The organism is Yersinia alsatica, assembly GCF_902170305.1.
Classification (GTDB): Bacteria; Pseudomonadota; Gammaproteobacteria; order Enterobacterales; family Enterobacteriaceae; genus Yersinia; species Yersinia alsatica.
In genome coordinates, this window is record NZ_CABHWW010000003.1 from 13,843 (window position 1) to 28,660 (window position 14,818).

Here is a 14,818-nt window from a genome sequence, read left to right on the forward strand (position 1 = left end):
TTTTTATACATCAAGCAGCAAGCGAGCTGGATCTTCCAGCATCTCTTTCACTGTCACCAGATAACCAACAGACTCGCGGCCGTCGATCAAACGGTGATCGTAGGACAGTGCCAAATACATCATTGGCAGAATCACTACCTGACCATTTACCGCCATTGGGCGATCTTTAATGGCATGCATGCCAAGGATCGCGCTTTGTGGTGGGTTAATGATCGGAGTCGACATCAGTGAGCCGAATACGCCGCCATTGGTAATGGTGAAATTACCGCCAGTCAGTTCTTCAACTTTCAGTTTGCCGTCACGGCCTTTTACAGCCAGTTCTTTGATCTTTTTCTCAATATCAGCCATACCCATGGTGTCTACATCACGCAGTACTGGAGTTACCAGGCCGCGCGGAGTCGAAACCGCAATGCTGACATCGAAGTAATTGTGGTAGACCACATCTTCGCCATCGAGGGAAGCATTCACTTCCGGATAACGTTTCAGTGCTTCAACAACGGCTTTAATATAGAAGGACATAAAGCCCAGACGCACACCGTGGCGTTTCTCAAAAGCTTCGCCATACTGCTTGCGCAGATCCATGATCGGCTTCATGTTGATTTCGTTAAACGTCGTCAACATTGCAGTGCTGTTTTTCGCTTCCAACAGGCGCTCGGCAACACGTTTACGCAGGCGCGTCATCGGAACACGTTTTTCACTGCGGCCCGCGATAGGTGCGACAGGTGCTGCGGTTTCAACTTTGGCTGCTGCCGCTGCGGGTGCCGACTTGCGGTTTGCCAAATGACTCTCGATATCTTCACGCGTCAGACGACCACCGACACCGCTGCCTTTGATTGCCGCTGCATCCAGAGAGTGCTCAGCAATCAGACGACGAATCGCCGGGCTAAGGGTATCGTTGCTTTCTTCTTCCAGGCTAGCCGTCTGGCGCTGAGCAGGAGTTGACTCAGTGCTCTGACTTTTCTCTTCCGTCGGCAGGCCGGAACTGTCACTTGGACGAATACGACCCAGTACCTGACGTGAAACGACTGTGGCACCTTCGTCTTCCAAAATGGCGTCCAAAATACCGTCCTGACTGGCCGGAACTTCCAGAATCACTTTGTCCGTTTCAATCTCAACCAGCACTTCATCACGTTTGACGCTATCGCCCGGTTTCTTGTGCCAAGTTGCTACAGAGCCATCGGCGACAGACTCAGGGAGGTCAGGAACATTAATATCTACGCTACTCATTCTCTATCCTTTATGTGTTAACCGGCTCGCTATTCAACGGTCAGCGCGTCATTAACCAGAGCTTGTTGTTGTTTCTGGTGTACGGAAATGTATCCAACTGCCGGTGAAGCTGAGGCTGGGCGGCCTGCGTAACGCAGGGAAGCACCAAATGGAATTACTTCACGGAAGTTATGTTGACTGCAATACCAGGCACCCTGGTTAAGCGGCTCTTCCTGACACCAGACGAAGTCATGTACATGAGCAAACTGTTCCAACACCGCTTGCACAGCTTGATGCGGGAACGGATAAAGTTGCTCGATACGCACGATGGCGACATCGGTTTGCCCATTCTTGCGACGCTGTTCCAGCAAGTCATAGTAGACTTTGCCTGAGCACATCACGACACGTTTGACGCCTTTCGGATCCAACTCGTCAACTTCGCCAATCGCTGGCAAGAAGCTGCCATTCGCCAGTTCATCCAGAGAAGATATCGCCAGCGGATGACGCAACAGCGACTTAGGCGACATGACCACCAACGGACGGCGCATACCACGTAATGCCTGACGGCGAATCATGTGGTAAACCTGTGCTGGCGTTGACGGGATACATACCTGCATGTTTTGTTCAGCACAAAGTTGCAGATAGCGTTCCAGTCGCGCAGAGGAGTGCTCTGGACCTTGCCCTTCGTAACCATGTGGCAGCAACATCACCAGACCACACATCCGGCCCCATTTCTGCTCGCCGGAGCTGATGAACTGGTCGATAACCACTTGAGCACCGTTGGCAAAGTCACCGAACTGCGCTTCCCAGATAGTCAGGGTGCGAGGTTCAGCCGTGGCGTAGCCATATTCAAATGCCAAAACAGCTTCTTCCGACAGCACCGAGTCCCATACCTGGAAGTTACCCTGCCCACTGTGAACATTTGCCAGTGGCACGTAAACAGAACCATTTTTCTGGTTATGAATCACTGCATGACGATGGAAGAAAGTACCGCGCCCCGCATCCTCACCGGATAAACGAATCGGAATACCTTCATCTACCAATGTGGCGTAGGCCAGAGTTTCAGCGCCACCCCAGTCAAATGGCTTCTCGCCTGCGGCCATCAAGGCGCGATCGCCATAGATCTTGGCAACACGCGATTGCATTTCAATGGCTTCCGGCGCGTGGCTGATACGACGCGCCAGCTCTTGCAGGCGTTTCATCTCAACTTTGCTTGGATATTCTTCGTCCCATTCATGGTTCAGATAAGGTGACCACGTGAAGGATTGCAGATTCATCGGACGCCACTCTTCCACCACACAGTCGCCGTGATCCAGAGCATCACGATACAGGTTGACCATTTCCGTGGCATCTTCCAGGCTGGCGATATTTTGCTCGGTCAGCTTGTCAGCATAGATTTTGCGCGGCGTCGGGTGTTTTTTGATCTTCTGATACATCACTGGCTGTGTGGCACTTGGCTCATCGGCTTCGTTATGCCCATGGCGACGGTAGCAAACCAGGTCGATCATCACGTCACGTTTAAAGGTGTTACGGAAATCCAACGCCAGACGGGTAACAAACGCCACAGCTTCAGGATCATCAGCATTTACGTGGAAAATAGGTGCCTGTACCATTTTGGCGATATCAGTACAGTACTGGGTAGAACGCGCATCCAGTGGGTTCGAGGTGGTGAAACCAATCTGGTTATTGATAACAATGCGCACCGTCCCGCCCACTTCATAGCCACGGGCCTGAGACATGTTCAAGGTTTCTTGCACCACACCTTGCCCGGCAATCGCCGCGTCACCATGAATGGTGATTGGCAATACCATGTTGCTGCGAGCTTCGTCGAGGCGGTCACGACGGGCACGTACCGAACCAATAACTACCGGACTAACAATTTCCAGATGCGATGGGTTGAAGGCTAACGCCAGATGAACCAGCCCGCCTTCGGTTTCGACATCTGAAGAGAAACCTTGGTGATATTTAACGTCACCGGTACCCAGATGTTCTTTATGCTTACCAGAGAACTCATCGAACAAATCTTCCGGTTTCTTACCCAGCACGTTAATCAATACGTTCAGACGGCCACGGTGAGCCATCCCCAGCACGACTTCACGTGTGCCGTTCTTACCCGCATGGCGAATCATCTCTTTCAGCATAGTGACCAGCGAATCGCCGCCCTCTAGCGAGAAACGCTTAGCGCCCGGGAATTTAGCCCCTAGATAACGTTCCAAACCTTCAGCGGCAGTCAGTTCGCTCAGGAAACGGCGCTTCTCTTCATCGCTGAATGTCGGTTTCCCGACCACCGACTCAATACGCTGCTGGATCCAGCGCTTTTCTTCGGTGTTGGTAATGTGCATGTACTCAGCGCCAATCGGGCCGCAGTAGGTCTGCTTCAGGGCTGCGTACAGATCAGACAGCTTCATGGTCTCTTTGCCGATAGCAAAAGAGCCGACGTTGAAGGTGTTCTGGAAATCGGCTTCGGTCAGATTATGATAGGAAGGCTCGAGGTCTGGAACAGACTCCTGCTTCCACAAACCGAGTGGGTCAAGGTTGGCATGTTGATGGCCGCGGAAGCGGAAGGCGTTGATTAACTGCAACACCTTAACTTGCTTGGCATCATTTTCAGGATCGCTGATGGATGAGTTATAACGAGAGGTATCCTTCGCCAGGCGACGGAAATACTCACGAGTTTGAGAGTGGAACTGATCAGGTTTTACACCCGTCGTCGGTAGTTGTTGAAAAATTGAACGCCAACTATCATCAACGGAACCAGGATCGGTTAAAAAGTCTTCATAGAGCTGCTCTATGTAGGACTGGTTCGCGCCCGCCAGATAGGAGGAATCCAGCCAGGCCTTCATTGCGCCGTTCTGCATCATGATCCCTTAAGCTTTGAAGCTTCAGTTTTCGCCGTGGTTAACATATACACCGTAATATCAACGGTTTGCCGTAAAAACGGTTCACTCGATGTGCTCAATGCACATTCTGTTATGGACCTTAACGGTCCCGTTCAAGGAACCTCTAAAAACCGACAGCTCGCCAGCTTTTAGAGATTCCCTACCTTGAAGCAACCCGAGGAATACATTCCCCGGGTTAATAAACTCACATCATGCACTACGTTGCAACAACATAGACTTAATGTGGCCGATTGCTTTGGTCGGGTTAAGGCCTTTAGGACAAACACTGACACAATTCATGATGCTATGGCAGCGGAAAACACTAAAAGCGTCGTCTAGATCATCCAAACGTGCTGCTGTTTCGGTATCACGGCTGTCTATCAGGAAACGATAGGCCGCCAGTAACCCTGCCGGGCCAACAAATTTGTCCGGATTCCACCAGAATGACGGGCAAGAGGTTGAGCAACAAGCGCACAGGATACATTCATACAAACCATCCAGTTTTTCGCGCTGCTCCGGCGACTGTAAATGCTCACGTGCTGGTGGATTTTTGCCATCATTCAACAGGTAAGGTTTAATTTTCTCATACTGAGTATAAAACTGCCCCATATCGACCACTAAATCCCGCACCACCGGTAACCCCGGCAATGGGCGAATCACAATCTTTTTATTGCCCTTCTGCAAAACTGAAATCGGCGTGATACAGGCCAAGCCATTTTTGCCATTCATATTCAGGCCGTCGGAACCACAAACACCTTCACGGCATGAGCGGCGGAACGACAAAGTTGGATCTTTTTCTTTTAACTGGATAAGTGCGTCCAGCAACATCATATCCCGGCCTTCTTCCGCTTCCAGGGTGTAATCCTGCATGTGCGGCGCGTTATCGACGTCCGGGTTATAGCGATAAATCGAGAATTCAAGCTTCATGACCTATTCCTCCGTAACGGGCATCAGTAAGAACGCACTTTCGGCGGGAATGCCGCGCGTAGCTTAGGTTGCATGTTTACCTCACGGCGGGTCATGCTTTCAGTGTCCGGCAAATACAGCGAGTGACACAGCCAGTTCGCATCGTCACGTTCCGGGAAGTCAAAGCGACTATGAGCGCCACGGCTTTCGGTACGGAAGTTTGCTGACACCGCGGTGGAAAACGCAGTTTCCATCAGGTTATCCAACTCCAGGCATTCAATACGTTGGGTATTGAACTCACTGGAAGTGTCATCCAGACGGGCATTTCGCAGACGTTCACGGATAGTTTTCAGTTCTTCCAATCCATTTGCCATGGCATCGCCTTCACGGAATACCGAGAAGTTATTCTGCATGCAGGATTGTAATGCTTTGCGGATCTCAACCGGATCTTCACCGGAACGGGTGTTATTCCAGCGGTTCATTCGATCCAGTGAAGCTTCAATATCTGAATCACTGGCATCGCGGCTGCTACCCTGCTCCATTAAGGACTCTTGCAGATGCATACCGGCGGCACGACCAAATACCACTAAGTCCAGTAGGGAGTTGCCACCCAGACGGTTTGCACCATGGACGGAAACACAGGCAATTTCACCTACCGCAAACAAGCCAGGGATAACAACATCTTCGCCCTTTTCATTTACCGTGATGGCCTGACCGGTTACTTTGGTCGGGATCCCGCCCATCATATAATGACAAGTTGGAATCACCGGGATAGGTTCTTTGATTGGATCGACGTGGGCAAAGGTGCGAGATAACTCAAGAATACCCGGCAGACGGGATTCCAGAACCTCTTTACCCAAATGATCCAGTTTCAATTTGGCATGAGGGCCCCAAGGACCATCACAGCCGCGGCCTTCACGAATTTCAATCATGATAGAACGTGCTACTACGTCACGACCCGCCAAATCTTTGGCGTTCGGGGCATAACGTTCCATAAAGCGCTCGCCGTGTTTATTCAGCAAATAACCGCCTTCACCACGACAACCTTCAGTCACCAATACCCCCGCCCCGGCGATACCCGTCGGGTGGAACTGCCACATTTCCATGTCCTGCACCGGAACACCGGCACGCAGGGCCATGCCCACACCGTCACCGGTATTAATGTGCGCATTGGTTGTTGATTGATAAATACGCCCGGCACCGCCGGTAGCCAATATCGTGGCGCGCGCTTTGAAATAGACCACTTCACCGGTTTCAATGCAGATAGCGGTACAGCCAACAAAAGCGCCGTCCTGATTCTTCACTAAATCCAGTGCATACCACTCGGAGAAAATGGTGGTGTGGTTTTTCAGGTTTTGCTGATAAAGGGTATGTAACAGTGCATGCCCAGTACGGTCAGCCGCAGCCGCTGTACGCGCCGCTTGCCCACCGCCGAAGTTAAGCGACTGCCCACCGAATGGCCGTTGGTAAATACTGCCGTCTTCTAAACGGGAGAAAGGCAAGCCCATGTGCTCCAGTTCGAGAACCGCTTCCGGGCCAGTTTTACACATATATTCGATGGCATCCTGGTCACCGATATAATCGGAACCCTTTACCGTGTCGTACATATGCCATTCCCAGTTATCTTCGTGGGTGTTACCCAGTGCGACAGTAATACCCCCCTGCGCAGATACGGTATGGGAACGAGTTGGGAAAACTTTAGATATCAGGGCGCAAGACAACCCCATTTGTGAAATTTGCAGTGCTGCGCGCATACCTGCGCCACCTGCACCGATAACAACAGCATCAAACTCTCTGACCGGCAGTTTCATTTAAGCACCCCACACCACAATTGTTCCATACAGTAGATAGACCAGCAGCGTAATCACGACGGCCAGTTGTAACACCAGACGTACCGCCAGCGGCTTTATATAGTCCGTTAATACCTGCCACAGACCAATCCAGGCGTGAGCCAAAATTGACAGTAATGTCAGCAGGGTAAACACTTTTGTGATGTGCGAAGCGAAGAAGCCACGCCAGATTTCGTAGGTGATATCTGGGACAATAACAACAAAGCCCAGAATATAGAGAACATACAGAGTGATGACGATTGCAGAAGCACGTAGTAACAGCCAGTCGTGTACTCCATTACGCCCTAACGCAGAAGCATTGCTTACCATACAAGGACTCCAGCTAAAACTGACAGCACCAAGGTTAACACCATTGCGACTTGGGCGGAGCGGGTCCCCGCAGCCAAGCTCTCTTCGATATAGCCGAAATCCATTAACAAGTGACGAATGCCACCGCAAATGTGATAGGCCAGCGCAGTGAGTATTCCCCAGAAGATGAATTTAACAAAAAAGCTATTCATGATCGCCGCGGCTTGCATGAATCCCTCTTGCGAGGAAACAGACAAACCTAACAGCCAAAGGAGGATACCAACGGCAACGAAAGTAATTACGCCAGAGACTCGGTGTAAAATGGACGCTATCGCAGTAACAGGAAATCGAATCGTTTGCAGATCCAAATTGACAGGTCTTTGTTTTTTCACGTTTTTGCCCACACAGCTTTTATTATTTTCCATCCTCCGGATCTGGGTGGGGGTCAGACAGCGTTAAGAGCCGAAACCCTTCACATCACACGTTTAGACATAACATCCTGAATGCTTAAACGGTGTGCTCTATATAACGCTGGGTGCTCCTACTTCAGGGTAATCCGGAGACCTGGCGGCAGTATAGGTGGTTCACATTCTTATTACAATTCCCACACAAACTGATTGGTAACATTTCCCCTGAACAGTGATTAGGATCACGATTTACACAATTTATATAAAATTAATTATCTGATTTGACAAAGAATAAACATTTCTATTACAACTAGGGTAGAAATAAGCCCTATGATGCACTAAAGGTCTGCGGATACACTTCCCCATAAGCCTAAGTTATGCAACAGTGTATTTAGTAAATATCCCCATAGATATCGTAGGCAATGAACCATAAACGATAAGTATCCGACAAATCGTTAACAACTTTATAACATCGATTGCTGATCCAGAGCTTTGGATCACCGGCCGCATTGGCAAGATACTCTGTACCCTAAATCACATTTTTAATGGTGAATAAAACAGAACTATGCTGATGAGGTGATGGCCTTGCGGACATCTAAGATATTTCAGTTGTTAGAGGTTTTAAAATAAGCGCTAAGGAGACTGTAAATGGCTAACAAGAAAGCGACGCTGAATTTAGAAGGCGAAGCTGCGATCGAACTGGGCGTGCTATCCCCAACCCTCGGCACTGACGTTATCGACGTCCGCACCTTAGGTTCGAAAGGTTATTTTACCTTTGACCCAGGCTTTACTTCTACCGCATCCTGCGAATCAAAAATCACTTATATCGATGGTGATGAAGGTATTCTGTTGCACCGTGGCTTCCCGATTGCCCAGTTAGCTAACAATTCTACCTATTTGGAAGTTTGCTACATTCTGCTGTACGGCGAAGCCCCTACGGCTGAAGAGTATGAAACTTTCAAAGCGACCGTCACCCGCCACACTATGATTCACGAGCAGATCACCAGTCTGTTCCGTGGGTTCCGCCGTGACTCGCACCCAATGGCAGTATTATGCGGGGTAACTGGCGCACTGGCCGCCTTCTACCATGATGCGCTGGATGTGAATAACGAGCGTCATCGTGAAATCACCGCCTTCCGTCTGCTGTCCAAAATGCCGACTGTTGCGGCGATGTGCTACAAATATTCAATCGGCCAGCCGTTTGTTTATCCGCGTAACGACCTGTCTTATGCCGGTAACTTCCTGCGCATGATGTTCTCTACTCCATGTGAAGAATATGAAGTTAACCCAGTGTTGGAACGCGCAATGGATCGTATTTTCATCCTGCACGCCGACCACGAGCAAAACGCTTCAACCTCGACAGTTCGTACTGCGGGTTCTTCTGGCGCTAACCCGTTTGCTTGTATTGCTGCCGGGATTGCCTCCCTGTGGGGACCAGCGCACGGCGGCGCGAACGAAGCCTGCCTGAAGATGCTGGAAGAGATTAAAACTGTTGAGCATATTCCAGAATTTATCCGCCGTGCGAAGGATAAAAATGACTCATTCCGCCTGATGGGCTTTGGTCACCGTGTGTATAAAAACCACGATCCGCGCGCCACTGTGATGCGTGAAACCTGCCATGAAGTGCTGAAAGAGTTAAAACTGGAAGACGATCTGCTGAAAGTGGCGATGGAGTTGGAGCATATTGCGCTGAACGACCCGTATTTCATCGAGCGTAAATTGTATCCAAACGTTGACTTCTATTCAGGTATCATCCTGAAAGCATTGGGTATTCCGTCTTCAATGTTTACCGTAATCTTTGCGATTGCGCGCACTATCGGCTGGATTGCTCACTGGAATGAAATGCACGACGAGGGCATCAAAATTGCGCGTCCGCGTCAGCTTTATACCGGTTATGCGGAGCGTGAATTTAAGAGCCAGTTGAAAAAGTAAGTTTTTTATTGCGCTGAGAAAATGCAAAACGCCACCTTTCGGTGGCGTTTTTTATGGCTGAATCAATGAATTGCGCCACCAGGAATATGCAAATCGTGCTCAATTTGCAAGGCAATAGAAATTGCCAATTCCAAGGCTATCAACACCGATTGTGTCGACATACTCGGTGCACCAGGGTGATCAACAGCTTGTTCAGGTAAGTAAGGAATATGGATAAATCCGCCCTTAACCTCGCTATTAGCTGAATTTAAGCGGTGTAATAAACCATACATTACATGGTTGCAGACATACGTTCCTGCGGTCTGGGAAATCGAGGCCGGAATACCTGCATCACGAATCCCTTGCACCATCGCCTTGATAGGCAAGCGGGTAAAATAGGCCGCAGGGCCGTCTTCGACGATAGGTTGGTCGACAGGCTGATGCCCCTGATTATCGGGAATTCGGGCATCATCAATATTAATGGCAACTCGCTCGATGGTGATATCAGCACGCCCACCCGCTTGACCAATGGCTAACACTAACACTGGCTGAATATCATCTATCGCCGCATTCAGCGCGGTCAGGGCTTCACCAAAAGCGCAAGGTAACTGACGGGCCACCACTCTGACGCCACCCATCATCAAATCATTCAGTTGCTTGACCACTTCCCAAGAGGGATTCACCCGTTCGCCACCAAATGGCTCAAACCCGGTAATTAATACACTTCTCATCATCTCTCCTAGAGAAACATCAGGAAATACAGCAAAAATACGTTAACAATCAACAAAGCAACCCCAGTTGGGATCTGCGCTTTGATCACCGCATTTTTATCCGGTAGCTCCAATAATGCGGCAGGAACAATGTTAAAGTTGGCCGCCATAGGGGTCATTAAGGTGCCGCAATAACCCGAGAACATCCCAATAGCAGCCATCACTGCTGGGTTACCCCCGTGCTGCAATACCAAGATTGGAATGCCGATACCCGCCGTCACAATAGGGAAAGCAGCAAACGCATTCCCCATGATCATCGTCAGCAGCGCCATGCCAATAGCATAGACCGCCACCGCAATAAAGCGATGATCTACCGCGAGATATTCCTGAGTTAAATGGGCAATCGCCGTGCCGACGCCGGCGGTGGTAAACAGCAGGCCGAGTGTTGCCAAAATCTGCGGCAAGATAAATGCCCAGCCAATGGAGTCCAGCAAACGCCGAGCTTCCTGCACCGGTTGTGCGGCAGTCTCGCGGGTCATTACCACCGCAATCAGCAAGCCGAGCACACAGCCGACCGTCATCGAGAATAAGGTCACCAAGGTTGAGTGATTACCCGCACCAAACAGCCACTGGTCCAATGCTGGAATATTAGTAAACAACAGCACGCCGATAACCGTCACGACAGGGATGGTCAGCGCCGGAATAAACAGCTTATTCCCCAAACGTTTGGCACTCACTTCACGTTCTTGTGCTGTACGCTGATGGTAGCTGCCCAACTTGACGCCACCAAAACCGGCGATCAGCGCCATGATGACCACCACCACGCCGACCGTGATATTCAGGATGCGTTTTTCATCTGGCCCTTCCCCCCCTAATGTACTTGCCAGACGGTAGGTCCAATCCCCCACCAGAAAAACCAGCCCGTACAACCCCCAGAATAGGCCGGTGGTGATCCGGCGCGGGTTGGCTTTATCACGGAATGACATTACCGCGACTATCAGTAATACGACACCCGCCAACCAGTATAAATATTGCTGTTGGAAAATCATTTTGCGTCTCCTTTGGCAGCCAAAGCAGACTGATTCAGCGCGGTTAATTCAGCGGCGAGGTGTTTATCTAAACGTTGTAAACGATAAGAATGAATCAGGAAGGCACAAATTGCGGTCGGGATCCCCCACAACGCAATGTGCAGTGGCTCGGTCTGAATCCCGCCGGACTCCAACATAAAGTTGTGCATAAAGATAATGGCGCCAAAGGCGACAAAAATATCTTCACCGAAGAATAAACCGACATTATCCGTAGCAGCAGACATCGCCCGCAGACGATAACGCACTTTCTCTGGTAATTCGCCATAACGAGTGGTTGCCGCACCTTCCGCCATTGGGGCCAATAACGGGCGCACCATCTGAGCATGGCCGCCAAGACTGGTTAAACCCAGTGCTGCCGTGGCCTCACGCACAAACAGATACACAATCAGTAAGCGGCCAGACGTGGCACTTTTGATCTGCGAAATCCATGCCTGCGCTCGCTCTTTCAAGCCGTGGCGCTCGAGCAACCCGATAACCGCCAGAGGCAGTAACAAAATCAATGGCAGGTTGCGGGTGTTAAGAAACCCCTCACCCAGCTTTTCCAAAATAGTTGCTATTGGCATCAATGCGGCCACACCGGTGATGATCCCGGCGGTGATAACCACCAACACGGCGTTTATCCGCAGTAAAAACCCAATCACAATCGCCGCGATACCAATCAGCGGCCATAAGTTTACCGTTTGTTCCAAGGTGACTCTCCTGTCATAAAATATGATTACTTTTCGTCCTTGACGCCGCAGGGATGTTAGCTGCAACGCCAATGGCTTTGAGTAATTATTTAACCCAAAATATGATTCCACCCGGGCTTGGCGGTTATGTTTTTAATGCCCAAAAACGGTTAATTCAAAAACTATTTATTATTGTGCAGTGACATCGATGTTGTGTTGCTGAAAACTCTCACGTAAACGGCGGGCAAAATTCAATGCATGGGCACCATCACCATGTACGCACACCGTATCCGCCTGCACTGGCACCCAATGACCATCGCGAGCCTGAACCTGCTGGTGCTGCACCATAGCCAAGGTTTGTGACAAAGCCAGCTCGTCACTTTCAATTAAGGCATTCGGCTGGCTGCGCGGCACTAAAGTACCGTCAGATTGATAGCGGCGATCGGCAAACACTTCCTGACGAGTGGCTAATCCCGCGCGCTCACCGGCACGGATCAATTCGCTCCCTGCCAACCCGACCAATCGCAATGTCGGGTCTACCGCCTTGACTGCTTGAGCAATAGCATCAGCCAACAGCGGATCAACTGCGGCTTGGTTATACAACATGCCGTGGGGCTTCACATGCTGCATCACGCCACCTTCCGCTTTCACCATGGCGGCAAGAGCACCAAGCTGATAAACCACTTGGGCATAGACGGTCTCTGGCGGCAACTGCATCGCCGTGCGCCCAAAATTCTCGCGATCCGGGAAACTCGGGTGCGCGCCAATAGCCACCCCATATTCGATAGCCCAACGCACCGACTGGCGCATAGTTTGTGCATCACCGGCATGGAAACCACAGGCAATATTGGCGGAACTGACCAATTGCAACAGCGCCTGATCATTGGCGCAGCCTTCACCTAAATCGGCATTTAAATCAACTTTCATTTGGCCTCCGTGGCATCGAAACCTTGCTGTAAACCCCACTCAATCTGTTGCATGAAATGCTGCTGTTCTGTCTTGGCCCGCAGCGCCTCTTCCACGCTACATTGGACAAAATGCACGGGTTCACCGAGGCGAAGTTGCGCTAAGTGGTAGAGATCGGCCTCGATAACACAGGCAATGCGCGGATAACCGCCGGTGGTTTGGGCATCCGCCATCAAGACAATCGGCTGACCGTTATGCGGGACTTGCACCACACCGGGTAATAAACCGTGGGATAACATCTCGCGGGAGGTGGTGCGCATTAATTCGCGCCCCGTCAGGCGATAGCCCATCCGGTTACTTTGCGGGCTGAGTTGCCAGGCTTCACGCCAGAAAGCCCCCTGGGCAATATCGTCAAATTCATGATATTCCGGCCCCGCTACAGCGCGCACACGATTACCGAATAACAATTGTTTGATACCAACGGATTCACGGGGCAAACGTGTCGGCTTGCCGAGTGGTAGGCTGTCGCCCTCTTTAATTAACCGCCCCTGATAACCACCAAAGCCCGCTTTCAGATCAGTGCTGCGCGAGCCCAGCATTTCCGGTACATCAATACCGCCAGAAACCGCCAGATAACTGCGCATACCGCGCGGTGGCACACTGAGTTTCAACTGTTGCCCGGGCTTGACCGGATAACGCCACCCCGTCCAGAGCAGTTGGCCCTCAAGCCGCGCATCGCAACCCGCGCCGGTTAAGGCTATCCAGCCCGGTTGGGTAAATTCAGCAGTAAACTGACCAAGAGTGATTTCCAGCCCAGCCGCCCCTGCATCATTCCCGACCAACATGTTCGCCATCATCAGCGCAGGTAAATCCAGCGCCCCGCCCTGACTGATGCCCAAACGACGAAAACCGCCACGGCCACTATCTTGTACCGTGGTATAAATACCTGAACGAATAATATTCAGCATACGCCCTCCTTTAAAGGCAGGAAGCGCACATTGTCACCCGGCCGCAGTAAGGTTGGCGGCATCTCTATCGGGTTAAACAGTGCCAGTGAGGTACGGCCAATTAACTGCCAGCCGCCAGGGGTCGCCAGTGGATAGATCCCCGTTTGGCTGCCACCTATCCCGACAGAACCCGGCGGAACCACCAAACGTGGCTCGGCGCGTCGTGGGGTCTCCAACTGCTCAGGCATACCGCCCAAATAGGAGAAACCCGGTTGGAAACCAAGGAAATAGACGATATAACTCGCCTCTGCATGGCACTCAACCACTTGCCGCTCGGTCATACCGGTATGGCGCGCCACTTCAGCCAGATCAGGGCCAGCCTCACCACCATAAATCACGGGAATGGTGACATCTCGTGACTCAGGCACTAATGACTCACTCTCTTCCCACCAGCGTTGCAGGCGCTCAATCGCATCCCACGCGGTATTTTGCGGATCTGTCAGCAATAACGTCAGATTATTCATACCCGGAATCGCTTCAAGGATATCGGGGTGATGAATCAGACGATCAGCTAAGCCCCAAATCCGCTGCTGACTGGCTAATGTTACCGGCGGTTCCAGCTCCAGAACCACCGCACTCTCTCCTAATAAATAACATCGTGCTCGTTGCACTCCCGTCCCCCTGATTAATTTATAGTTTTAATTTTTAGATAAATAACAGCCATAAGTACATATTTATGCGTTAGCACCTAGCCGCTGTCAATAGAAGTGAATCAACCAATAATTGCGGGCAATCACTAGTTCTTAATGTGATGGCGATATTAATCACTATTAATAGTTGTTTTCATGGTTTTTTAATGATGGTTGAGGGTGTGAGGCGATTTATTTCTTATTTAAAATCAGAGTTCAGCGGGGAAATATTCTTATAAATTGCAGTTTTATCATACAACTATGACTAGATGATTGTTTTAAGCAGCCTGACCGTGATTAAGTCCTTATTTTTATTGTGGTTAAGTGTTTAATGTCAAGACTGCGGACTGCAAGTTAAATTAA

13 protein-coding genes are annotated in these 14,818 nt (G+C 50.5%); 1 reads left to right on the plus strand and 12 read right to left on the minus strand.

The features are described from left to right. Positions 1–3: 3 nt before the first annotated feature. From odhB to sdhC, 6 genes are all read right to left on the minus strand, one after another. On the minus strand, positions 4–1,227 hold the full coding sequence (odhB, locus tag FTA96_RS00230) for a 2-oxoglutarate dehydrogenase complex dihydrolipoyllysine-residue succinyltransferase (protein WP_050122430.1): 1,224 nt from the start codon (positions 1,225–1,227) through the stop codon (positions 4–6). 29 nt (positions 1,228–1,256) lie between these two features. After that, positions 1,257–4,064: a 2-oxoglutarate dehydrogenase E1 component gene (gene sucA, locus FTA96_RS00235; protein ID WP_050107765.1), complete on the minus strand. Its 2,808-nt coding sequence runs from the start codon at positions 4,062–4,064 to the stop codon at positions 1,257–1,259. Positions 4,065–4,295: 231 nt separating this feature from the next. After that, on the minus strand, positions 4,296–5,012 hold the full coding sequence (locus tag FTA96_RS00240) for a succinate dehydrogenase iron-sulfur subunit (protein ID WP_050107767.1): 717 nt from the start codon (positions 5,010–5,012) through the stop codon (positions 4,296–4,298). 23 nt (positions 5,013–5,035) lie between these two features. Further along, complete coding sequence (gene sdhA, locus FTA96_RS00245) at positions 5,036–6,802, minus strand: succinate dehydrogenase flavoprotein subunit (RefSeq protein ID WP_050107768.1); 1,767 nt, start codon at positions 6,800–6,802, stop codon at positions 5,036–5,038. Next, positions 6,803–7,150 carry a succinate dehydrogenase membrane anchor subunit gene (sdhD, locus tag FTA96_RS00250; RefSeq protein WP_025377606.1) on the minus strand — a complete coding sequence of 116 codons (348 nt, stop codon included), beginning with the start codon at positions 7,148–7,150 and terminating at the stop codon, positions 6,803–6,805. Further along, positions 7,144–7,554, minus strand: a complete 411-nt coding sequence (sdhC, locus tag FTA96_RS00255; protein WP_172460456.1) for a succinate dehydrogenase cytochrome b556 subunit — start codon at positions 7,552–7,554, stop codon at positions 7,144–7,146. The genes sdhD and sdhC overlap by 7 nt, the downstream gene beginning before the upstream one ends. A gap of 630 nt (positions 7,555–8,184) precedes the next feature. Between sdhC and FTA96_RS00260 the strand changes: the two genes are divergently transcribed. Further along, positions 8,185–9,468: a citrate synthase gene (locus tag FTA96_RS00260; protein ID WP_050107770.1), complete on the plus strand. Its 1,284-nt coding sequence runs from the start codon at positions 8,185–8,187 to the stop codon at positions 9,466–9,468. A 62-nt stretch (positions 9,469–9,530) separates the two neighbouring features. Here FTA96_RS00260 and pcp read toward each other — a convergent pair whose 3' ends face one another. From pcp to pxpB, 6 genes are all read right to left on the minus strand, one after another. Beyond that, entirely contained in the window at positions 9,531–10,178 is a 648-nt protein-coding gene (gene pcp / locus FTA96_RS00265) for a pyroglutamyl-peptidase I (RefSeq protein ID WP_050107772.1), read from the minus strand. An 8-nt stretch (positions 10,179–10,186) separates the two neighbouring features. Continuing rightward, entirely contained in the window at positions 10,187–11,206 is a 1,020-nt protein-coding gene (locus FTA96_RS00270) for a DUF979 domain-containing protein (RefSeq protein WP_145508176.1), read from the minus strand. Then, positions 11,203–11,934 (minus strand): DUF969 domain-containing protein, encoded by a 732-nt coding sequence (locus FTA96_RS00275; protein ID WP_050107776.1) that lies wholly within the window; start codon positions 11,932–11,934, stop codon positions 11,203–11,205. The genes FTA96_RS00270 and FTA96_RS00275 overlap by 4 nt, the downstream gene beginning before the upstream one ends. A 168-nt stretch (positions 11,935–12,102) precedes the next feature. Beyond that, positions 12,103–12,840, minus strand: coding sequence for a 5-oxoprolinase subunit PxpA (pxpA, locus tag FTA96_RS00280; RefSeq protein ID WP_145572948.1), 738 nt, complete (start codon positions 12,838–12,840; stop codon positions 12,103–12,105). Beyond that, positions 12,837–13,787: a 5-oxoprolinase subunit PxpC gene (gene pxpC, locus FTA96_RS00285; RefSeq protein ID WP_050107780.1), complete on the minus strand. Its 951-nt coding sequence runs from the start codon at positions 13,785–13,787 to the stop codon at positions 12,837–12,839. The genes pxpA and pxpC overlap by 4 nt, the downstream gene beginning before the upstream one ends. Continuing rightward, positions 13,781–14,437, minus strand: coding sequence for a 5-oxoprolinase subunit PxpB (pxpB, locus tag FTA96_RS00290; RefSeq protein WP_145572950.1), 657 nt, complete (start codon positions 14,435–14,437; stop codon positions 13,781–13,783). Before pxpB ends, pxpC begins: the two co-directional genes overlap by 7 nt. Positions 14,438–14,818 lie beyond the last annotated feature (381 nt).